Origin of the sequence: Sorangium sp. So ce1014 (assembly GCF_051521505.1) — a bacterium.
Classification (GTDB): Bacteria; Myxococcota_A; Polyangia; order Polyangiales; family Polyangiaceae; genus Sorangium.
Genome location: NZ_CP150356.1, coordinates 4,884,607 through 4,906,502 on the forward strand (window position 1 = coordinate 4,884,607; position 21,896 = coordinate 4,906,502).

The 21,896-nt window shown below is 72.8% G+C and carries 16 protein-coding genes and 1 pseudogene; 8 read left to right on the forward strand and 9 right to left on the reverse strand.

What is annotated here, in order from left to right:
* Window positions 1-139: 139 nt before the first annotated feature.
* Window positions 140-1,123 carry a phosphogluconate dehydrogenase (NAD(+)-dependent, decarboxylating) gene (gene gnd / locus WME75_RS18580; protein ID WP_437492655.1) on the reverse strand — a complete coding sequence of 328 codons (984 nt, stop codon included), beginning with the start codon at window positions 1,121-1,123 and terminating at the stop codon, window positions 140-142.
* A gap of 108 nt (window positions 1,124-1,231) precedes the next feature.
* Window positions 1,232-2,260, reverse strand: coding sequence for an STAS domain-containing protein (locus tag WME75_RS18585; RefSeq protein ID WP_437492657.1), 1,029 nt, complete (start codon window positions 2,258-2,260; stop codon window positions 1,232-1,234).
* 314 nt (window positions 2,261-2,574) lie between these two features.
* Here WME75_RS18585 and WME75_RS18590 point away from each other — a divergent pair, with 314 nt between their 5' ends.
* From WME75_RS18590 to WME75_RS18605, 4 genes are all read left to right on the forward strand, one after another.
* Window positions 2,575-2,796, forward strand: coding sequence for a hypothetical protein (locus WME75_RS18590; protein ID WP_437492658.1), 222 nt, complete (start codon window positions 2,575-2,577; stop codon window positions 2,794-2,796).
* A 240-nt stretch (window positions 2,797-3,036) separates the two neighbouring features.
* A complete protein-coding gene (locus WME75_RS18595) occupies window positions 3,037-3,258 on the forward strand; it encodes a hypothetical protein (RefSeq protein WP_437492660.1) in 222 nt (73 codons plus the stop codon).
* 122 nt (window positions 3,259-3,380) lie between these two features.
* Complete coding sequence (locus WME75_RS18600) at window positions 3,381-4,223, forward strand: hypothetical protein (RefSeq protein ID WP_437492662.1); 843 nt, start codon at window positions 3,381-3,383, stop codon at window positions 4,221-4,223.
* Window positions 4,224-4,454: 231 nt separating this feature from the next.
* Window positions 4,455-5,654: a DNRLRE domain-containing protein gene (locus WME75_RS18605; RefSeq protein WP_437492664.1), complete on the forward strand. Its 1,200-nt coding sequence runs from the start codon at window positions 4,455-4,457 to the stop codon at window positions 5,652-5,654.
* On the opposite strand, the gene WME75_RS18610 is transcribed toward WME75_RS18605, so the two are convergent.
* The 4 genes from WME75_RS18610 to WME75_RS18625 are packed head-to-tail and all read right to left on the reverse strand — an operon-like array spanning window position 5,639 to window position 10,448.
* Complete coding sequence (locus WME75_RS18610) at window positions 5,639-6,664, reverse strand: ABC transporter permease (protein ID WP_437492666.1); 1,026 nt, start codon at window positions 6,662-6,664, stop codon at window positions 5,639-5,641. The two genes, WME75_RS18605 and WME75_RS18610, sit on opposite strands and share 16 nt — an antisense overlap.
* Window positions 6,664-7,776, reverse strand: a complete 1,113-nt coding sequence (locus WME75_RS18615) for an ABC transporter permease (protein ID WP_437492668.1) — start codon at window positions 7,774-7,776, stop codon at window positions 6,664-6,666. The genes WME75_RS18610 and WME75_RS18615 overlap by 1 nt, the downstream gene beginning before the upstream one ends.
* On the reverse strand, window positions 7,773-9,344 hold the full coding sequence (locus WME75_RS18620) for an ABC transporter ATP-binding protein (protein ID WP_437492670.1): 1,572 nt from the start codon (window positions 9,342-9,344) through the stop codon (window positions 7,773-7,775). The genes WME75_RS18615 and WME75_RS18620 overlap by 4 nt, the downstream gene beginning before the upstream one ends.
* Window positions 9,345-9,365: 21 nt before the next feature.
* The gene (locus WME75_RS18625; RefSeq protein WP_437492672.1) at window positions 9,366-10,448 is read right to left on the reverse strand and encodes a BMP family lipoprotein; all 1,083 of its coding nucleotides are present in this window, start codon (window positions 10,446-10,448) and stop codon (window positions 9,366-9,368) included.
* Between WME75_RS18625 and WME75_RS18630 the strand changes: the two genes are divergently transcribed.
* The gene (locus tag WME75_RS18630; protein ID WP_437492674.1) at window positions 10,447-10,647 is read left to right on the forward strand and encodes a hypothetical protein; all 201 of its coding nucleotides are present in this window, start codon (window positions 10,447-10,449) and stop codon (window positions 10,645-10,647) included. The two genes, WME75_RS18625 and WME75_RS18630, sit on opposite strands and share 2 nt — an antisense overlap.
* Window positions 10,648-10,763: 116 nt before the next feature.
* Here WME75_RS18630 and WME75_RS18635 read toward each other — a convergent pair whose 3' ends face one another.
* A complete protein-coding gene (locus tag WME75_RS18635; RefSeq protein WP_437492676.1) occupies window positions 10,764-11,996 on the reverse strand; it encodes a vWA domain-containing protein in 1,233 nt (410 codons plus the stop codon).
* Between the two features lie 522 nt (window positions 11,997-12,518).
* On the opposite strand from WME75_RS18635, the gene WME75_RS18640 reads away from it, so the two are divergent.
* A complete protein-coding gene (locus WME75_RS18640; protein ID WP_437492678.1) occupies window positions 12,519-13,940 on the forward strand; it encodes an SLC13 family permease in 1,422 nt (473 codons plus the stop codon).
* On the forward strand, window positions 13,937-15,268 hold the full coding sequence (locus tag WME75_RS18645; protein ID WP_437492680.1) for a glycerate kinase family protein: 1,332 nt from the start codon (window positions 13,937-13,939) through the stop codon (window positions 15,266-15,268). The genes WME75_RS18640 and WME75_RS18645 overlap by 4 nt, the downstream gene beginning before the upstream one ends.
* A 55-nt stretch (window positions 15,269-15,323) precedes the next feature.
* Here the strand turns inward: WME75_RS18645 and WME75_RS18650 are convergent.
* Window positions 15,324-16,187, reverse strand: a pseudogene (locus WME75_RS18650) (metallophosphoesterase family protein); the annotation flags it as partial.
* 619 nt (window positions 16,188-16,806) lie between these two features.
* Between WME75_RS18650 and WME75_RS18655 the strand changes: the two are divergent.
* The gene (locus WME75_RS18655) at window positions 16,807-18,075 is read left to right on the forward strand and encodes an SUMF1/EgtB/PvdO family nonheme iron enzyme (protein ID WP_437492682.1); all 1,269 of its coding nucleotides are present in this window, start codon (window positions 16,807-16,809) and stop codon (window positions 18,073-18,075) included.
* Between the two features lie 132 nt (window positions 18,076-18,207).
* On the opposite strand, the gene WME75_RS18660 is transcribed toward WME75_RS18655, so the two are convergent.
* Window positions 18,208-21,702: a Kelch repeat-containing protein gene (locus WME75_RS18660; RefSeq protein WP_437492684.1), complete on the reverse strand. Its 3,495-nt coding sequence runs from the start codon at window positions 21,700-21,702 to the stop codon at window positions 18,208-18,210.
* Window positions 21,703-21,896 lie beyond the last annotated feature (194 nt).

The following is a 21,896-nucleotide window of genomic DNA, read 5'->3' on the forward strand; positions in this document are numbered from 1 at the left end:
AACGACAATACTCTCAATAGTTTACCGACAATTTGTAAACTTCTTGAAGAGGATGAGAGGTTCCCCGGCGGGAGCGACGCCCCCGGCGCGCCGGGGGCGCGGCCGCGGACTGTGTCCAGGTCGGCCGGTGGGGCGCCGCTCAGCCGCCGGTCGGGCGCTCCAGGTGCCCGCCGAACTTGTGGCGCATCGCCGACAGGACCTTCTCGGCGAAGGTGTGATCGTGGCGGGAGCGGAAGCGCGCGTAGAGCGCCGAGGAGAGCACCTCGGCGGGCACCGCCTCCTCGATCGCCGCCATCACGGTCCAGCGCCCCTCGCCGGAGTCCTGCACGAAGCCGCTGTACCCGCCGAGGTCGGGGCTCTCGGTGAGGGCGATCGCGGTGAGATCGAGCAGCCACGAGCCGACGACGCTGCCGCGCCGCCACACCTCGGCGATCTCGCCGAGGTCGAGATCGTACCGGTGCTCCTCGGGCAGGCGCGGGGTGGCCGCGTTCTTCAGGATGTCGAACCCCTCGGCGTAGGCCTGCATGAGGCCGTACTCGATGCCGTTGTGGACCATCTTCACGAAGTGGCCGGCGCCGACCGGGCCGCAGTGGAGGAAGCCCTCCTCCGACGTGCTCTCTGCCGCGCGCCGGCCCGGCGTGCGCGGGATGTCTCCCGGCCCGGGCGCGAGCGTCCGCAGGATCGGCTCGACGAGGGCGAACGTCTCGGGGGCGCCGCCGACCATGAGGCAGTAGCCGCGCTCGATCCCCCACACGCCGCCGCTCGTCCCCACGTCGACGTAGCGGATGCCCTTCGGGGCGAGCGCCCCGGCGCGGCGGACGTCGTCCTTGAAGTAGGTGTTGCCCCCGTCGATGATCACGTCGCCCGCGCCGAGCTTCTCGCCGAGCTCCTGGATGACGTGCTCGGTCGGGGCGCCCGCGGGGAGCATGACCCAGACCACGCGCGGCGATGCGAGCTGCGCCACCACCTCGTCGAGCGAGGTGGCCGTCCCTGCGCCCTCCTCGCCGAGCTGCTTCACGCTGTCCTGGTTCAGATCGAACGCCACGACATCGTGGCCGCCGCGCATGAGCCGGCGCGCCATGTTGGCGCCCATCCTTCCGAGTCCGATCATTGCGAGCTTCATCTGTCACGCTCCTGTGTGCGACGGCGGGCGTATCACAGGGAGCTGCGCGCCGCGCGCGGCAGGCGCCGCTCCGATCCGGGCGCTCTTGCCGCAGGCGGCCGGAGGCGGCTACCGCGGCTTCGGCCGGAGGGCGCCCATCACGTGCTCGAGCGCGCTCTTCAGCGTGCTGAACACCGGGATCCCGTCCAGGCTGCCGCCGGCCTCCACGATGTGCTCGACCATCCCCGCCGGGACGCCGGAGACGATGCACTGGCTGCCGAGCAGCCTCGTCGCCGCGAAGAGCCGGAGGAGGTGCTCGATCGTCGAGGCGTCGGTCGCGTGCGCGCCGGTGAGATCGACGATCATGAAGCGGGCGGCGTGCTGGACGACCGCGCCGAGGACCTCTTCCATCATGCGCGCCGCCCTCACGCCGTCGATCGTGCCGATCACGGGCAGCGTGAGCACGCTGTCCCACACCTGGATGAGCGGCGTCGACATCTCGAGCATCGCCTCGTGCTGCGCGCGGGCCCGGTCGAGCTGCAGCCTGAGCTCGAGCTGGACGCGCTCGAGCTCGTCGTTCTGCGCGCGCAGCTGCGCGCTCGCGGCGGCGAGATCGAGCGAGTTCTTGAGCATCGTGTAGGTCGCCCCGACGTAGAGCGCGTACGTGGTCGCGCTCGCCAGCGCCTTGCGGTCGATCTGGCGCTGGTCTTCCAGGGCGAAGAGCATCGTGCCGATCGTCTTCTTGTAGACCTGGATCGGCACGTGGAAGACGACGTCGGGGTCGTCGGCGAGGAGCCACGCGCGCGCGCTGTCCGCCTCCCGCGCCTCGGCCCACGGCCCCTTGAACCACGCGGCGCGCTGCGCCTCCAGCGCCGCGACCATCCATGCGTCCACGACGACGCCGCCGCCCTCGGGCGCGCCGTACTCGAAGTTGCCGCGCTCGTACCGCGCCGCGATCCGCGCGCCGCCGCCGTCGTTGCCGAGCACGACGCAGAGCCGCTGGGACGGGACGATCCAGCGCGCGCTCGAGCAGACCTCCTCCCAGAGCGCTCTCAGATCCGGCTGGCTCGCGAGCTTGAGGAGGATCTCGTTCAGGACGCCGAGGACGATCCACCCGCCGCCGGCCTCCGGGGGCTGGCCAGACTCTGGCGTCGGCATCAGCAATCGACGTCGAGCGCGGGGCCCGCTGCGTAGGTCCGTGGTTCGGTGCGCTGCGAGGAGGCCGCGGTCATGACGCTCCCCCGGGACGCTTCCGCGCAGAGCCCCGCCTCGCCGAGGCGAGCGACGGGATCAGGACCAGATCGAATCTCGGCACGGTGCATACTCCTCGCGCGCGGCGCGTCCGCATCCTACCGCGCAACCAGCCCGCGGTGGAGGGTCTCTCGCCCCGCCGGCCGTCGGGGACGCCGTCGCGCTCGCACGCCGCGGCGCGGTGTGCGCCGCGCGCGGCCGTCGCGTGCTACCGCTAGGGCATGAAGATCAAGGCACGTGACGGCAAGGTCTACGAGGTCGCCCCCGCTCCGCCCGGAGGGAGCCACGAGGTGCGGCTCGACGGCAAGGTGGTCGGCTCGTTCGTGCTCCTGGCCGACGAGACGCAGGTCACCGTGAAGAGCAAGCCCGCCACCGACGCGCTCCTCGTGGACATCGCCGATCGGTTCGTCGCCGAGGGCGGCGCGCCCATGGGCATCAGCTGATCCTGGCCGCGCGTCGTTTCCGAGACCGCGCGGTCGCTCTGCCCGGAACCCATCAACGACGTCGACCCGCTGCACCGCAGCGGCAGCCTGCGCGCAATCTCGCGCGCCGCTCTCCGGCGTCCTCTGGATGTCCTTTCATGGCAACGACATCTCGGAACCTGTGGCAACTGGGCTTCGCGAACCTGACTGGTCCTCGTCGTCGCGAGCGTTACGCGCACGCTGGTCCGGGAGCTCGCCGAAATGGACTGGTCGCTGGCGCGCCTGGGCGGAGGTTACGGCCGGATCGACGGCGCGGTGTACGCGACCTATCTTGAATCGTTCACGGGGAGCGAGAGCGCCGCCCCGCTGCTTGGCGCGGCGGCGCCCTTGACCCGCCGAGCTCCCACGCGGTGCATCGCCGCACCGCGGTGTGGTGGCACCCAGGCGCGGGTCGGTATCGCCGGATTCCACGAGGGTCGCTGATCCGACTTCGCCGCTTACCTCACGGGCAAGACGCGACGCGGCGATCAGACCTCGGCGGCGCTCGGCCACGCCGGTTCACGTCACGCGCTCGCATGGCGTGCGGCTTGCTCTGTTGACCCCGCATGAACCTGGGAACGTGCCTCACCCTCGCCATCGCGCTCGGTGTGCTGACTGCCGGCGGGCGCGCGAGCGCCTGCGAACCCGTGGATACCAGCGTCTCGGAGGGCTTCCTGCGGGCTGCCGCTCCGGGAGAGCCCACCACGGTGCCACGCAATGTGGCGATCGTGATCTGGGGCGACCTCCCCGAGCTCTCGCACCTGCTGGTCGAAGAGGCGACCGGCGCCGCCGTCGCCGGGGCGGGCTCCGACGTTCCCGTCGCCCCGCCGGGCTACAGCGTGATTCGCCCCGCCGAGACGCTGGCCCCTGATACCACGTACCGATTGCGCCTGAGGCCGACCGTCGAGCGCCTCGTCCGGACGTCGGATGTCATCGACGACTCCGCGCCGAGCGCTCCGGTGCTGGCGAGCGGTGACGTCGAGTTCCACGCCCAGGAGCCTGCGTGTGGCTCCGGCGGTTGCCCGGACATGACGACGTTGACCTTCGATCTGGCCACGCGCGGTGAGGACGACCACACGCCTGCTGAGTCGCTGGTCTACGCCGTGTACATCGGCTTCAGCCCGGAGCAAGCGCTCACCAAGTCCCAGCCGGACGCGTGGCTGGAGGGCGACTCGATGTTCCTCTACGTGGACGAGGACCACGTGGGGCGCGACGTGTACATCGCGGTGTCGGCCATCGATGAGGCCGGCAACGAGAGCGAGCGCAGCGAGGTGTTGCAGGTCGAGCACGAGGCGGCAGGCTGCGCGTTCGCGCGGAGCTCCTCGCCGAAGGCGGCGCTCGTCATGCTGCTCCTGGCCGCGGTCGCGCCGCTGCGCCGGGCCGCGCGGAGGGGGAGGGCGGCGGCGTGAAGCGTGTGGCCATCGGTGGGCGCTGCTGTCGTAAGGACACGATCGTCGAGTTCAAGAGCATCAGCCGGCCGTAAAGAGGCATCATCGCAAAGCCGCGACGCAACATGCCCCGCGACGCGACCGGCACCCCCGGACCCCGGCCCAACCCCCCGCGCCGACGCGTGAACACGCGCACGCCTGGCCCGGCCAGGAGCGTTGTATACCGTGCAAAGGAGGGATATAAAGTTGATCATGCGATACATCCGTACAAGCGCCGCTCACGCTTGCCTCTCCCTCCTCGTGCTTGCTGCGTTCCCCGGGACGGCGTCCGGGGCGACGACCGCGATCACGCTCATTATCAGCCACGCCGACTGCGGCGACGCCGAGTTCTCGCTGTACCTGAACGGGGTCCACCTCGACACGATCCCGAGCGTCAACGGCTGCGAGTGCAACACAACGACGCTCCAGAGGAGGTTCACCGAGCCCGAGGTGCTCGCCCTCTACAATCCGGCGACGTGCAACGATGTCCGGGTCGATATCGCCAGGGGCCAGAATCTGCTCGTCGGCTTCGCGCGCATCCACGTCGATGGGACCGAAGGCTCGTCGTTCATGTGCCTGCACGACGCGGTCTCCGGTACGTTTCCGTGCGGCGATCGCGACGTCTGCGACGGCTACAACCGCGGGATGACGTCGCTCGGGAGCCACGACGGGGACGGCGTCGCGCCGGGCCTGGGCACGGGCTGCGACAACTGCGCCAGCGTGAACAACCCGGACCAGGCGGACAGCGACGCCGACGGCATCGGCGACGCCTGCGACCCGTGTCCGCGCGGCGACAGCGACGGCGATGCCGTCTGCGACGCTGTCGACAACTGCCCGGCCGCCGCGAACCCGGACCAGACCGACAGCGATGGCGACGGCACCGGCGACGCGTGCGTGGACGCGTGCGTCACCGTGCAGCGAGGCACCGCCGGCGAGGTCGCGGACGCCGGTCTCTGGGAAGCGTTCCCCGACTACGGCGACGGCCGCGTCCCCTACAACGACTCGGGCTCCGCAGACGGCCTCCGCAAGCAGGCGCTCTACAGGTTCGGGCTCGACAGCATCCCCGCCGGCGCCACCGTCACCTCGGCCGACTTCGGCGTTGTCGCCTACGGCGCCGGCGATCAGCGCGTCCGTATCCACCGGATCACCGCGCCCTGGAGCGAGGACGCCGTCACCTGGAACCGCTTCGCCGCGAGCTACGACGAGGCCGTCGAGGCCGACCTGACCTGGGTCGGCCCCGATGAAATGACCGCCGATCTGACCGGCCTCGTCCAGACGTGGGTCGAGGGCTCCGCCCCGAACCACGGCTTCCTCGTCGAGGAGGATCCGCACGGGCGCACGTCGTACAGGTCGAGCGACCACCCCCTCCAGAGCGACCGACCCTGGCTCGAGATCTGCTACTTCGTTCCTTGATCCGCGCCGCGCGGCCTCGCCTCCGCGCCGTCCGCCGCCGCCGGGTAGGGCTTCCCGAGCGCCGCGGGGGGCGTCGCGTCGAACGCGCGCAGGAGCGGGCGGCGCGCCGCGTCGGGCAGCAGCGCGCCGAGGCGCTCCAGGAGCCCGCTCGAGGTGAGCCCCAGGACCACGATCATCAGCGCGAACGGCGCCACGCTGAAGACCTGCGCCGGCACCGACGGCAGCGCGCTCTGGCCGAGGCTCGCCATCGACGAGAGCACGCCGAAGAGGCACGCGCCGAGCGCCGCGCGCACCGGATCGAAGCCGCCGAAGATCACGATCGCCAGCGCGATCCAGCCGTAACCCGCCGTGTGGCGGTGGCTCCAGCCCGCCTTGAAGTCGAGCGAGTACGCCGCGCCGCCGATGCCCACCAGCGCCCCGCCGACGACCGTCGCCGCCGTGCGCACCCGCGTCACGTGCGCCCCGCGCGCGTGCGCCGCCGCGGGCTGCTCGCCCACGGCCCGGACCAGGAGCCCCGCGCGCGTGCGGTACAGGAACACCCAGGCGCAGGCGACGAGCAGGTAGCTCGCGTACACGAGAGGGTCGCTCCGGAAGAACAGCGGGCCGAGGATCGGCACGTCCCGCAGCACCGGGATCGACATCGCCGGCACCGTCGGCCCGGGCACGCGCACGAACGGGCCCCCGAGCACCGACGAGAGATCCGCGCAGAGCATCGCCAGCACGAAGCCGATCGCGACCTGCGAGCGGCGGAGATGGATCCCGCCGATCGCCACGACCAGCGCGACGAGCGCCCCGGTCGCGGCCGCGGCCGCGAAGCCGGCGAGGACGCTCCCGGTCGTCAGCGCGGCCGCGAAGCCCACCATCGCCGAGAGCATCATCGACCCCTCGGCCGAGAGGTTGATGACCCCGGCCCGCTCGGTCAGCGTCTCGCCGACCGCCGCGTACACGAGCGGGGTCGACGCCGCGAGCGCTGTCGCGAGGAGCGAGAGGAGCTCGCCGCCGTCGTCCATCAGGCCTCCTCCGGCCGGCCGCCGCCGCGCCCCACGCGCGCCTTCCAGGGCGATAGCAGCGCGAGCAGCACGAGCACGCCCTGGAGCACGCCCGAGAGCGAGGACTCCAGGCCGAGCGTCATCGGGAGCTTCAGGCTGCCGACGTTGAGCGCGCTGAAGAACAGGGCGATCGGCGCGACAAGCGCCGCGCGCCGGCCGGCGAGCATCACCACGAGCAGCGCCAGGAAACCGAGGTGGCTCGAGACGTTCGGGAGGAGCCGGTGGAACGTCCCGAGCACCTGCAGCGCGCCGGCGACGCCGGCGAGCGCGCCCGAGATCGCGAACGCGGCGAGCATCTCCCGCGCCGCCGGGACGCCGAGCACCCGCGCGGCCTCCGGGCTCAGCCCCACCGCCCGCAACCGGAGCCCGAAGTGGGTCCGCCCGAGCACCACCGCCGTCCCGACGAGCGCGAGCGCCGCGAGCAGGAGCGCGGCCGGGCTCAGCTCGGTGCCGCCCAGCGTGGAGAGCCAGAGCGCGCTGTCCAGCGGCTCGGTGCCGGCCATGGACGCGACGCCAGGCCGCTTCCACGGCCCGAAGACGAGGTAGAGGACCACCCCCTGCGCCACGAAATTCATGCCGAGGCCCGCGAAGATCTCGCTCACCCGGCCGCGCGTGTGCAGCGCGCCCGTGAGCGCGCCCCAGAGCACCCCGCCGAGCGCCCCCGCGGCGACGCAGAGCGCGACGACGAGCCCCGCGGGGAGGCCCGGCCACAGCGCGCGCGCCGCGCCCGTGGCGCAGAGGGCGCCGAGGACGAGCTGCCCCTCGACCCCGAGGTGGTACAGCCCAGCGCGAAATGTGAACAGCAGGCCGCTGCCGCAGAGGAGCAGCGGCGCCAGGGTGGCGAGCACCCGCGCCGCCTGATCCGCCGAGCCGAAGGCGCCGTCCCACAGGGCCGCGGCCACCGCCACCGGCGAGGCGCCCAGGAGCGCGCACAGGCCCGCCACGAGCGCGAGCGCCAGGGCGAGCGGCGCGAGGCGGGAGGCGACCTCGCCGGGCCACGCCGCCCACGCGCGCCGCACCCCTGCGGAGCGCGGCGCGCTGGACCCGGGACGGTCGGCGGGCTCGGGGCTCATGGATCGGACCTCGCGGGCGCCGCGGGCTCCGCCGGGGCCGGCGCGGGCTCGTCGAGCTCGCCGCCGATCATCCGGCCGAGCCGGTCCAGGGTGAGATCGGCCACGCTGACGGGCGGCGAGACGCGCCCGCCGCTGAACACGAGGATCCGGTCGCTGTAGCGCATGAGCTCGTCGAGCTCGGACGACGCGAACAGGAGCGCCGTGCCGGCCCGGCACCGCGCGAGGAGCTGCTCCCAGACCCAGCGCGCCGACGCGATGTCGAGCCCCCGGGTCGGCTGCTCCAGGAGAAGCAGCGCGAGGTCGCCGGGGAGCAGCGCGAGCTGGGCGCGCTGCTGGTTGCCGCCCGAGAGCGCCTCCACGGGGGTCTCGGGCCGCCCGTGGATCCGGAGCGCCTCGATGGCCCGCTCGGCCGCGCGGCGGATCTCGCGCGGGCGGAGGAACACGCCCGGCCGGGGCGCGCGCAGCGCGACGTGCTCCTCGATGGAGAGGCCCGCGATGAGGCCCTCCCGCCGGCGATCCGCGGGCAGGTAGCCCGCGCCGGCGCGCAGGAAGGCCGGGTAGGGGCGGCCGGTCAGGTCGGCCCCGCCGATCGCGACGCGGCCCTGCCGCACCCGGAGCAGGCCGGCGCAGGCGCGCAGCAGGAGGCGCTGGCCGCTCCCCTCGAGGCCCGCGAGCCCGATCACCTCGCCGCGGCGGACGGCCAGGCGGGCGAGGCGCAGGTCGAGCCGGTGATCGCCGAAGCCGACGTCCTCGAGGGCGAGCGCGACCCCATCGCCGGCCGTCGGGAGCCGCTCCGGGAGGGCGAGCGCCTTGCCGAACATGAGCGCGACGAGGCGCGCGGCCCCGGCCGGCATCTCCGCCTCGCCCGCCACCTTGCCCTGCCGCAGCACCGTCACGCGGTCGCAGAGCGCCTCGACGTCCGAGAGCTTGTGCGACACGAGCACGATCGCCTTGCCGTCCTGCTTGAGCCGCCGCAGCGCGGAGAACAGGGCCTCCTGCTGCGCCCCGGAGATCCCCGTCGTGGGCTCGTCCAGGAGGAGCGCGCGGGCGCCCAGCGAGAGGAGCCGCAGGAGCTCGATCTGCTGGCGCTCTCCCAGGGTGAGCCGGGCGACCTGCTCGTCCGGGTCGACGGAGAAGCCGAACCGCGCCGCGAGCGCGAGCAGCTCCTCGCGCGCCGCGCGGCGGGGGAGGAAGACGCCGGCGGCGCGGCCGCGGCCCGGGAGGAGCGAGCGCGCGCCGCCGCCCGCGCGCGCGGCGCGAGGCCGGGCGACGAGGAAGCTCTCCAGGACGGTGAGGGGCGGGAAGTCGAGCGGCTCCTGGTGGAGCACGCCGACGCCGGCGGCGAGGGCGTCGGCCGGGCTGTCGAGCGCCACCGGGCGGCCGTCGAAGCGAAGACGACCGGCGTCCGGGCGGAGGAGCCCGCCGAGGATGCGCAGCAGCGTGCTCTTGCCGGCGCCGTTCTCGCCGAGCAGCCCGTGGACGGCGCCCGCCTGGATCGTCAGCGACACGTCGTCGTTGGCGTTGACGGGGCCGAACCGCTTCGCGACGCGCTCGATCTCGATCCGCATGGAAGCACCGCGCGGCGGCGGCTACTTGCTCGGACCGGTGATCCCCCGGACCAGCTGCGGCAGATACCAGATCTGCTGGGGCGTCGCGGTCTCGCCGTCCTTGAGGAAGTCGGTGCCATCCTGGAACTTGAGCGGCCCCTTGAAGAGGTCGAGCCCGTTGGCGAGCGACAGGACGAACGCGCCGAGCTGCGCCTTCCGCTCGCCCAGCGCGGCGCCGGGCAGGAAGCCGACGACCGACGCCTCGCCGTTCAGATCGCGGAAGTCCGGCCCTTCCCAGACGAACTCGCTCGTGTACTTGCCCGCGCGCGCCTTCTCGATGGCGCTGCGGTAGAGCGGCGCCCAGTTGTAGTAGGCGACGCCGAGGCAGATCTCGGGCGCCAGGTCGCAGCCGGCCTTGTGGTCGTAATGGACGTACTTGACCCGCTTGCCGGCGCCGCTCGCCTTCTTGGCCTGCAGCGCGGCCTCGGGCGTGTCGAGCCCGGTCATCAGCACGTCGAACCCGCTGCTGTAGAAGTCGTCGGCCACCTTGGTGGGGTCGAGGGTGACGCCCGGGATGTTGAACCAGAAGCCGATCCACGTGACCTTGAAGGTGAGCTGCTCCGGCTTCTTCTTCTCGTACGTCTCCCAGCAGTACCGCGCGCCGAGGTATGCGGCGGTGACGAGCCTCCGGGTCTCGTCGTTCACGAGCGGGCCGAGATACCCGATCTTGCCCGTCTCGGTGCCGAGCGCCGCGGCGCACCCGGCGATGTGCTGGGCGGTCTCGATACGGCCCATGAGGTTGCCCAGGTTCGGCTGGGGCTTGTGGTTCTTGCCCTCTTTCCAGGCGTAGTCGCCGGAGACGTGGAGGACGGTGACCTGCGGGTGCTTGCGCGCTGTCTCGAGGGCGTCGTCCTTGTAATCGTCGGAGTTGTAGACGACGAGCTTCGCGCCGCGCGAGATGAGGTCGTCCGCGACCTGGGAGCCCTTCACGTTGGGGCGATCGGCCGGGTTCACCTTGTCGACATACTCGAAGCTGACCTGCGGCATGCCGGCGAGGACCGACCGGATGCCGTCGTAATGGGCCTGATTCCACCCCTTGTCGTTGTAGGGGCCGACCAGCACCATGCCGACCTTGTACGCCGCGGCCGGCGGGGCGGTCGGCGCGCTCGCCGAGGCCGCGGCGCCGGGGGCGGCGGTCTTCTCCGCAGGCGGGCTCGAGCTCGTCGACGAGCTCTGGCACGCGCCGGCGAGCAGCGACAGCGCGACGGCCAGGACGGAGGAGGGGCGGGGAACCGCGGATGCCGCGGGCGACTTCGGCGGGTGAGGGATCACGCGGTCATCGTGGGCGGGAATGTCGCAGAGTGTCAAGAACCTGCGTTGGCGTCGGCCGGGCCGCCCCGGCGGCGGTGCGCGGGGCGGCGCCCGGCGTTTGCCCTGAAATTACCGTGGAATCGTGATCACGTCCTCGCAGGTGAAATCGACCCCCAGGGCCGCCTTCGGGTCGGCCTGGATCGTGGCGCACGTGCTGTCGCAGAGCACGATCTGCGCCGGGTTCTCGGCGCTGTCGTACCGCCAGGCGCTCTCGGTCGCGCACTCCTGGTCGTAGGTGAGCGCGGTCGGGTCGCCGTCGCCGCTCGTGGTCGTCACGCGGACCTTCTGCGCGTCGAAGCTCCTCCCGTCGGGCGCGGGCGGGATCGCGACCGTGCAGGAGACGGACGCGCCGCGGATCGCGTCGACGGCGGCCTTGAAGGCCGCCGTGGTCGCCGCGGGGTTGCCGGTGTCGATCAGGTAGGCGTGGTCCGTCCCGCCCGCCACGGCGACCTCGTTCATGCCTTTCACGGTCTCCGGCGCATCCTTGATGGGCGGGTTGGCGACCCCGATGACGTACGTCGGGATGCCGTCATCGAGCGCGCTCGCGGCCTCGTCCGCGACGAGCTCGACCTTGTTGTAGCGCGAGCCGCAGCCCTGCGGATACCCGTCCGTGACGAGGACGATGGCATATCTCCCGGGCGTGTCCATTCGCTGCGTGGCGACGTACGAGATCGTCCCTTGCATCACGAACAGCGTGGGCGTGCCGCCGCGCCAGTCGTTGGTGGTCTGCGGCGTGACGGCGTCGATCGCGTCGGCGAAGGCGCGCGAGGGCAGCGGCGTCATCGTGACCTCCGGTGTCAAGTAGGTGTCGGCCGTGCACTTGGTGTCGGTGTCGCCCTCGCTCGGAAAGAACCTGAGCGACGCGCTGAGCCCCTGGGACAGGGGATCGTCGAAGAACTGCTTCGTCGCCGCGACGACGGGATCCCATTTGAGCGACTTGTCGTGCCAGAGGGCGTCGCCCATGCCCATGCTGCCGGACACGTCGAACGCGAAGGCCAGGTAGACGGGCTCGATATCGGCCCTGGCCGTCTCGGTGGCGCACGCCCCGCCTTCGCCCGAGGAGCCGCCGTTGCTCGTGCCGCCCGGGCTGAGATCGCCGCCGAAGCCCGGTAAGCCCCCGAAGCCAGCGCCCCCTTCGCCCGCGCCCCCTTCGCCCGTGCCGCCGTTCGTGCCCGAACTCGAGCTCGCGCTCCCGTTCCCGGAGCCGGCCTGCGAGCTCCCGTCCCCGGCGCCATTGCCCCCACATGCGACACCGATCGCACCCACTGTCAGCAACACAATGGTCATCGTGGGTAATTTCATCAGCTGGATCCTCCATGAGCGCGGTCCGGCGCGGTGTGGCGCGCCGGAGCCGTCAATGGTGCGTGAGATAGTCAAAGCAGACGCGGCCGCGAAGCTGGCTTCGTGATGCCGTGGCCCGGGCAGCATAGCTGACGGAGCTGCCCGCTGGCCTGCGTCTGGTGTGGAAATGATGCTCCCCGGCAATGCGGCCCGGCAATGGGGTTACCGCGGCCCAGCATTCCTTGAAGTGTGGTTTTTCCTCTCACTGCCGCTCGGTGGGCGGCGCCGGGGGCGGTGGCGAGGGGATGGGAGCGCCGCGAGCGCTCCTCCGGCCATGGGTCCGCCGCGCGCGTCGAGAGCGTACGGCCGAGGCCAGTGCTTGAAGGCCGCTGCGAGGATCAGGCTCGGAGGGACGAGCACGAGCGCAGGATGGGGCATGGCTTATGCCTTCAACTCGAGTGGGCGATCCACATGTCATCGAGCCAAGGAAGTGATGATTCGTCTGGTCTCGCAGGCGCCGCGGATGCCGTCGATGCTGCGGTCGTGCGCCCGTCGCCCCGCTCGCTGCCGACCCCGCCGCACCCGGGCAATCGGGCTCGCGTCCTCCTGCCCGTCTCGCTGACCCTCGCTGCGGGGCTCGCCGTCGTGCTGCCGGCGACGTTGCCGGCGCCGGCCCGGATCGCGCTCTTCGCCGTGCTGCTGGCGATCATCCTCTGGTCGACGACATCCTTCAACGTGGCGTACGTCGGGCTCGGCGCCACGATGCTCCTTCTCCTGACCGGCGTCAGCCCCCAGGAGCGGCTCTTCGAATCGCTCGCATCCGACGTCATCTGGCTGATGATAGGGGCGTTCATCCTGGGCGGCGCCGTCGAGAAGACCGGCCTGGCGATGCGGCTGGCGCAGCGCGTGGTCGAGCGCGCCCGCACCGTGCGCGGCCTGTTCTGGTTCCTGACGGCCGTGATCATCCCGTCGTCGCTCTTCATCCCATCCGTCTCCGGCCGCGCCGTGATCGCCATTCCCATCTTCCGCAGCATCTCTTCCATCGCGGCGGACCGGCGCATCACCCGCGCCCTCGCGCTGCTGTTCCCGACCGTGATCCTGGTCAGCACCATCGGCTCGCTGGTCGGCGCGGGCTCTCACCTCGTGGCGAACAAGCTGCTGAGCGAGGTCACCGGTCGTCGGCTGTCCTTCGGCGCGTGGATCCTCTACGGGATGCCGTTCGGCATGGTGGCCAGCGGCGCCGCCTGCGCGGTCATCATGGCGCTCTTCCTCGATGGCGAGCGCCGCGGGCGGCGCATCCAGGTTCCCCGGCGTCCGAGAGGCCCCTTTTCGCGATCGGAGCGGATCACCCTGGCCGTCGGCGCGGCGATGGTCGTGCTCTGGCTCTCGGAGCGGTGGCACGGGTACGAGAGCGCCACGGTCACGCTGGCCGGCGCGCTCGTGCTCACGGCACCTCGCGGCGCGTTGAGCTGGAAGGAAGGCGTCGAGGCGGTCGACTGGAACCTCCTCCTTTTCGTCGGAGCGGCGCTCGTCCTGGGCGGAGCGCTGATCGACACGGGCGCAGCCAGCTGGATCTTCCAGGCGCTGCTCCACGAGAGCGGTATCGCAAGCGCCAGAGGGCGCCTGTTCCTCGTGCTGGCGGTAGGGGTGGTGTCGCTGACATCCCATCTCTATCTCACCTCGCATGTCGCTCGCGCCGCGGCGCTCGGCCCCATCCTGCTGCACCTCGCCGCCGATACCGATCTCGACCCCGCGGCGGTGGTCTTCATCAGCACGGTCGGCATCGATTACTGCCTGACGTTCCCCGTCAGCTCCAAGGCGCTCCTCATGTTCCAGGGGCTCGAGGGCGAGACGTTCCGGCCTGCGGATCTCGTGCTCCTCAGCGCGGTCATGCTCCCGGTCCACCTGGGGTTGATCGTCGTCCTCTATTCCACCTACTGGCGCTGGACAGGGCTCGTGCCATGACGCGCCCCTTGCGCATCCTGATCGCGCCGTCGGGCTTCAAGGAATGCCTCGACGCGGAGCAGGTCGCGGAGGCGATCGCGACGGGCATCCGGCGCGCGCTGCCGGGAGCGCGCCTCCTGAAGGCGCCGCTCGCGGACGGCGGGGAGGGCTTCTCCAGAGGGCTTGTCGAGGCGACGGGCGGCTGCTTGTGCCCCGCCATCGTGACCGGTCCGCTGGGCCAGCCTGTCGCGTCGCACTTCGGCTTCCTCGGCGGCGACGGACCACGGACCGCGGTGCTCGAGATGGCCGCTGCCGGCGGGCTCCGGCTCGTCCCGCCTCACGCGCGCAACCCGATGGTCACCACGACCCGCGGCGTCGGCGAGCTGATCCGCGCGGCGCTCGACGCGGGCGCGGAGCGGCTGCTCATCGGTTGCGGCGACTCCGGCACCAACGACGGCGGGGCGGGCATGGCCCAGGCGCTGGGCATCCGCCTGCTGAATGCGGCGGGGATCGAGATCGGAGCGGGCGGAGGAGCGCTGCTGCAGCTCGACCGGATCGATCTCTCGGGCAGGGACCCCCGCATCCCCCACGTGCGGATCGACGTGGCGTGCAACTGGCGCAACGTCCTCTGCAATCCTGGCGGCGTGTCGCGCGTCTTCGGCCCGCAGAAGGGCGCCTCGCCGGAGATGATCGCGCGGCTGGAGGCGGCGCTGGAGCGCTATGCCGCCATCGTCGCGCGCGATGTGGGCGTGGACGTGAGAGCCCTGCCGGGAGGAGGCGCCTCCGGAGGCCTCGGCGCGGGGCTTCATGCCCTGCTGAAAGCAACGTTGTTGCCTCGCTACGATGTCCTCGTCCGCTACCTGGACCTGGACGGCCTCCTGCGCGACGCGGATCTCGTCGTCACGGCGGAGGGCGGGCTCGACGCCCAGACCTCGCGCGGCAAGATGCCGGCGGAGCTGGCCAGGCGCGCCAAGCACTTCGGGCTGCCGGTCATTGCCCTGGCGGGGACCGTCGATGAGGGTGCGCGCGTGAACTATGCGTGCGGCATCGACTCGTACTCGTCCATCCTCGAGGCTCCCTGCACGCTGTCCGAAGCCATGGATCGTGCGCCGCTCCTCATCGCGAACGCGGCCGAGAATGCGCTGCGCTACATCCTCATCGGCCGAGCTCTGCCCGGGCTCCGCGAGGGGCGCGGGCGCCCTCGTCCACGCGCGCGGGGCGGAGCGGGTGCGTCTCGACGCGCCAGATGCCCTCGTCCGTCAGCCGGATGGCCGCGAACCGGGCGATGCCGTCGAGGTGGCCGTCCGTCTCGTGGCCCAGCGTCGACGAGGGGTGCGCGTAGACGCTGACGCGACCGCCGCTCTTCGAGCGGTAATGGCCGAAGAACGCGAGGTGCTTGTGCCCGTGCAGCACGAGCGCGCTGTTCTTCTTCGGGTTCTTCTGCTGATACGCCGCGAGCATCTCGAGCAGGCGCGGGCCATCCATCGCGATCATGAACGTGTCGTTGAGCGAGATCGGCCCCGCGAGGCGCGCCACGTGGTGGTGCAGGAGCACGACGACCGGGCCGGAGCCCCGCCTGAGCGCGCGGGCCAGGCGCCGGAGCTGACCGCCGCCGATCTGCCCGATCGCGTTCGACCCCACGAAGCGCGAGCGGTAACGGTTCGAGTTGAGACCGAAGATCCGGATACCCCCCTCGAGATCGAGCCGCCTCGGATACAGGCCGGCGATCGCGCGCAGCCGGCGCCGCGCGCGCTTGCGGGCCGGGATGTGCAAGGGGGGCTGGAACGGGCCGCGCTCGACCCGGGTGAGCACCTCGATGAAGCGCTGCTCGCGCTCCGCCCGCTTCGTGAGGTACGGATCGGGCGACGTGCCGATGTTGATGGCGATATCATGGTTGCCAGGCACCATGAGCACCTGCGTGGAGGCCGGGATGCCGGCGAGCGCCGCCTCGAGCTCGGCCCACTGCGCCTCTTCTCCCAGATCGGTCATGTCGCCGGTCAGCGCGACGAGCGGCGGCCTCATGGCCGCGATCTCCGCGACGAGCCGCCGGAGACGGCCTGTCAGATCGGCGGTGTCGGGGCGAGCGACCCCCTCGGGCCACGCGGCCGAGCTCTCCTCGATCTCGTACGGCTCGCGGCCGTTCGCCGTGAGGTGCAGATCGGAGAGCTGGCAGAGCACGAGCCGCCCCCCGGGGATCGCGTCCCCGGGGTCGGGGAAGAGCGTCGCCGCGCCGCCATAGCGCAGGATCACGCGGATCGCCTCGCCCATGGCGAACGCGAGCCAGGCGTAGAGCGTGATCCCGAGGGCGAGCAGGGCGAGCGCGACGCAGCCGACCAGGACGAGCGCCGCGCCGCCCCCGAAGGAGAGCCTGCCGCCCGCAGGGAACCACGCGAGATCGGACCCGACGGACGAGGCGAAAGGCCCGTCCGGCCGCGCAGAGACCCAGCTCGGGACCCCGATCTCCAGGAGATGCACGATGAGCCCGCCGGCGAGGCTGATCGCGACGATGAGGAGAACCAGCAGGATCACGCGATCGCGGACGACGTCGATGACGTCGACGACCTCGCCGAGCCGCCCCCGAAACGACGATCCGAAGTACCGGCTCCCGTAGGAGATCTTCTTCCACGTCTCGGGCCGCCACACGCGGGCGCGGCTCGCGATGCGCGAGACGACCACGGCGGGGGCGACGATCAGCGCGAACAGGACGAGCGCCGGAAGGAGCGCCAGGTAGAGAATTCGGAGGGCCGCCCTTCGCACGATGGCCCCATTTGACGTGCCCCGGGCAGGACCGTCAAGGCGCCGCTCGGGTCGGCCGACGATCGCGCGCGCTGTGAAAGTTGCCGAAATCGATGGATGTCCGTAGCAGTAAGCGCGAGGTCGCACGCCGATGTCCTGCCCCGAGACGCCGAACGATCCGGCCTCCGCGCCGCGACCGCCCGCGCCGAGCGAGCCGCCGCCGGCGCTCTCGACGGGCGTGCGCGCCGACAGGGAGCCCGGGCGCGGGCGCGGGCGCTGCCGGGGAAAGATAGCGGCCCTCGTTGCCGCGGGCGCGCTCGTCGCGGGCGCCGCCGTGTGGATCGGCGCAGCCGCCGCCGGGTGGACCGGGGCACGCGCGCGCCTGTCGAGAGCGCCGGCGGCGCGCGCCGCAGCGCCGCTCCTCGCAGGCGCGCTACCGGAGCGCCCGCCCGCCGCGTCGGCCGCGCCGGCGGAGCGCGTGGCGCCCACCATGGAGGACGAGGACATCGCGCCTGCCACGCTGGACGAGCAGCGCGCCCGGCTCTTCGCGCGGATGCGGCGCGAGCTCGCGCTCTCGGACGAGGCGATGCGGCAGGTCGAGGCGATCTTCGCAGCGTCGCCGGTGCTCGGCCAGGGCAACCCCGCGCTCACGCGCCACCCGATGTCGCGCTCGGAGTGCCGCCGCATCCGGGAGATCGCGGGCGTCGAGCGGGCGCGCGAGCCGGCCTGCGGCGCGCCGGGGATGGTGCCGCTCTTCGACCCCACGCGCGGGCAGACGGCGGAGAACGCCCCTGCCTGCATCGATCAGCTCGAGTTCCCGAACATCCCCTGCGAGTACCCCGTGGTGCACGTCCGGGCGCGCGAAGCGGCGCTCCTGTGCAGGGCGATCGGAGAGCGGATCTGCGATGCGCACGAGTGGGAGGGGGCGTGCGCCGGCGCCCTGAGGGAGCCCGACGTCGAGTACGAGTGGGAGAGGCCCCGGAGCGAGGCGAGCTGGCATCACAACCTCCTGCGCGAGAAGGTGTGGAGCTACGGTCCCGAGAAGAACCACGCGCTCTGCGGCACGGAGAGCTCCCGCACGCCGGGATGCCCGGGCGGCGGGTGGGACCGCTGCGGCTCCAACACGTATCCGACCGGCGCCTTCCCCGCGTGCCGGAGCAGCCTCGGGGTCTTCGATCTGCACGGCAACGTGGCCGAGCACATGAGCCTGCCCATCCTGCCCGGGGAGCTCGCGCGGCGCGGCGATCGGGGCTTCACCGAGATGAAGGGCAGCTGGTTCGCGTTCTCGTCGATGGAGGTCCACGCCGACGACTGCCGCTTTCGCGCGCCCGACTGGCACGCGACGCGGCTCATGAGCAAGGGCAGCCACGCGAACTACCACCTTGGATTCCGCTGCTGCAAGGACATCACGCCGCCGTAAGCGCGCGCCCCTCCCGCAGCGCGCGGCGGTGGCCCCCGGTGCGAGGCTGCGCCGCCCAGCCCCGGCGAGCCGCAGGGCGCGATGCCGCCGGGCCTCGCGCCCTTCCCGTGGTTGCCGGGATTCGCCGCGGGCTCAGCGGCGACGCCGGCGCGCAGCCGCAGCGACGCCGAGCCCGGCAAGCAAGGCCAGCAGCGGAGAGCCGGCGCCTCGCTCGCCCAGGTCCACCGCGCCCGGAACCCGGCAGGAGCAGGACGGGACACCGGGGGGCGAGAGCGGAGCAACGCACTCGCCGGCCAGGCTGCACACCGACGGGGAGACGCAGTCGTCCGTCGACCTGCACTGCTTCAAGCAATCGCCGGCGCCGGAAGGGCAGCGGTAGGGGGAACAGTCTGGATCCGCCGCGTCCGCAGTGCGGAGCGTGCGATCGCCGTCGCAGCTCGGGCCGGTCTCGCGCAGATCGGCGCAGGCGCCCTCCTGGCAGATGAAGTCGAGGATGCACTCCGCGTCCGACGTGCAGGTCGTCCGGCACGCCGTGCCCTCCTCAGCGCAGCGGAAACCGCGGCACGACGAGGTCTCGGTCGTGTAGCTACCCTCGCCGTCGCAGAGGAAGCGCGCCTGGGTGCCAGCGCCGACGGCGCAGTCGCCGCCAGCACACGTGCATTCGCCCTCCTTCAGGGCCTCATCGCGCTGGGGGAACTTGCACGATCCGTCGGCGTTCCCGCCGCAGTAGCCGCGACAGCTCTCGTCACCGATGCAGCCCTCGCGCCGCGGGGCTCCGTCAGCGCCGGCGTTGGGGTGCGGGGCCTCTCGTCGCTCGTCCGTTCCGACCGACGTGCACTTGCCAAGCGAGCTCGCGATGTCGCAGGCCTGACAGGGGGCTCCGCATGCGCTGTCGCAGCAGACTCCATCGACGCAGTGCGCGGATGCGCACTGCTCGTCGTCGGTGCAGCTCGCGCTGACAGGCAGCTTGCGCGTGCACAGGCCGGCGCTCGCCGGAGAGCCGCCCCCGGCCCCTGCGCCGCCAGCCCCCGCAGCGCTCGTCGAACCGCCGGCACCCCCGGCGCCCGCAACGCCGCCAGAACCTCCAGCGCCCGCACCACCGCCGCCCGCCGCACCGCCGGCACCCGCACCGCCAGCGCCCACCGCGTCACCGGCACCCGCACCGCCGGCACCCGCACCGCCGGCACCCGCGCCGCCGGCACCTCCAGCACCCGCACCGCCGGCACCCCCAGCGCCTCCCTCGCCCTCTGCGCGCGCAGAGAGGTCGCACCAGGCGTCCGCTGCGCAATCGGCGCTCGTCGTGCACCGGCTGCTGCACCGGTTGTCAGGTCCGCACACGCCGGGAGCGCAGCTGCGCGTCTTGCCGGGGTCCGCCACGACCTCGCCGGCGTCGTTGCATTTCTTGTGCACCTCGATGCCGTTGACGCACTCCACGGGATCCACGAGGAGCGCCTCTTCGGCCACAACAGTCCCGCAGTACCCCGTTTCGTCGTCGTGGATGTCGTCGTCGCCGTCGTTCTCCTTGCGCTCTGCCCGGCACGAGATGCACTGGCCGGCGCAGCGCTCGCTGCAGCACACGCCCTCGGTGCAGTACCCCGACAGACAGTCGCTGTCCTCTCGGCAGGCGTCCCCGAGCCCCCTGACCAGCACCTCCGCGCTGGATTGCACCACGACATCGTCCGTCGCGAGGGCGAGGCCGTCGCCGCCCGTCACGAGCACGCCGTCCCCGGACGCGATGGAGTCGCCGCCGCTGACCCGCACGGCCGCATGGTCGTGATGGTGCTGGTCCCTCGCGCCCGGGATGAGCGAGCCGAACCTGCCCGTCAGCGCCGAGTAGATCTCCGCGCTGGCCAGCGGGGCGCCGTCGGTCCCGCCGGCGAGGACGACGTCCCCGCTCGAGAGCCGCGTCGCCGTGTGCGCGGACCGCCGCGCGCCCATCGCGGGCGCCGCGCCGACGGCGACGGCGTCCCCCGTGATCGTGACGCGCTCGGCGCTGCTCAGGTAGGTGCGGTTGCCGCTCGCCGCGGTCACGCCGCCCGTGAACAGGACGCGCGACGAGCTCTCCCCCGAGCCGGGGTTGAGGAGCGTGGCCGTGTGCCGGGCCCGGCTGCCGATCAGCCGCTGGGGGAGCCGGGTGAACGTGCCCCGCGAGCCCTCCGCCGGATCGTAGAGCTCGAGCGTCTGCCCGGCGAGGACGGCGTCCACGAAGCCGCCGGCGATGAGCACGCGGCCGTCGTTCAGCAGAACGGCGGTATGCGCCATGCGCGACGCCTGCATCACGCCGTCGCCGGAGACGAACGCACCGCTCTCCGGGTCGTAGACATCGAAGGTCCCGATCGGGAACACGTTCACGGAGGAGCTCGCGCCGCCGGCGAGGAGCACGCGGCCGTTCGCGAGCCGCGTCGCGGTGTGGGCGATCCGCGCGGCGCGCATCAACGGGCCCGACGAGAACGCGCCGTCGGCGTAGACGAGCGTGGTGGTGCTGGCCGTCCCGGTGGCCGACCCGCTGCCGCCGGCCAGGAAGACCGCACCCGTGTCGAGCCGCGTCGCGGTGTGACCGCCGCGCCCCTGAGGCATCGGGGCGATCACGCTGAACGAGCGGCTCTGCTGATCGTAGAGCTCGGCCGAGGCGAGCGCCGCGCCCGAGGCGCCGAAGCCGCCGGCGATGAGCACCCGGCTCCGCGGATCGGTCTCGTGCAGCCGCGTCGCCGTGTGCCGCGTGCGCGCCACCGCCATCGCCTCGGAGGTGACCTGCCAGTACGGGTCCACGAGCGCCGGGTAACGCACGCCCGCGTCCGCCCAGGCGACCGTCACCGCGCACGACGGCGCGCCCGGCGCGGTGACGGGGCGACCCCACGGCGCGCGCGGGTTCGTGTCGACCGCGCAGCCCTCCACGGAGAGCCGCGCCGGCCGCCGCTCGCCGTCCGCGTCGAGCACGTATGGCGGCGCGATGCGCAGCCGCGGGGCGCCGCCCGCGTCGAGGAACTCCAGCGTGCTCGCGACGAGGCGCAGGCCGGCGGCGCCGCCCACGTCGACGCGGTAGCGGAGCTCCTCGCGAGCGGGCGCGCGCTCGAAGAACGCGAAGTCCTCGGTGCCTGCGCGGTCGACGCGGTGGAGCAGATCCGCGCCTCCGGGGCCGCCCGCCGCGTAGATCGCGATGCCGTCCGCCTCGGCGAGCGGCGCGTCCGCGGCGCCGTCCAGCGAGAAGGCCACGCCGAGGCCCGAGGCCACGTCGGTGAGGCGCACCGGCCCGGAGGCGCGGGGCGAGAGCTCCACGGCCGCGAGCGCGCGCGGCACGTGCGGCCGGACGGCGCCCGGCGAGACGGCGATGCGCGCCGGCCCGGGGCGCAGCGCGAGCGCGGCGCCGGTGCCGGGCAGGCGCGCGCGGATCGCCGTGAGCCGGGCGCGGCTGTCCGCCGCGTCGACCGGCGCGGGCGGAGCTCCCGGCGGATCCGCCGGCGCGCGGGGGCGCTCGGAGCAGACCGCCAGCAACAGGACGGCGCCTGCCCCGGCGAGGAACCTGGCAGGTCGCGGGAGCGGCGCGGCGCGATCGCGCTTGAGCTTGAGCACGGAGTCGTGGTCCTTCCTCGGGAGCCCGTCCGGCCCGCGCAGCGGTGGCCGGCGCATGGCGCTGCCGGACGAGGAGGCCGCACGATAACAGAACCGGAGCGCGCCACGCCGCGGAAATCACGGTTCGCGGCGCGCGGAGCGGGGACGGCGCGGGCAGCGCGGATCGCGCCGGCCCCACACGGGACCACATCGCGGCGATCCCGTCGCCGGACGCGCTTGCTGCGGGCGAGAGCCGGGGTGTAAATGGAGAT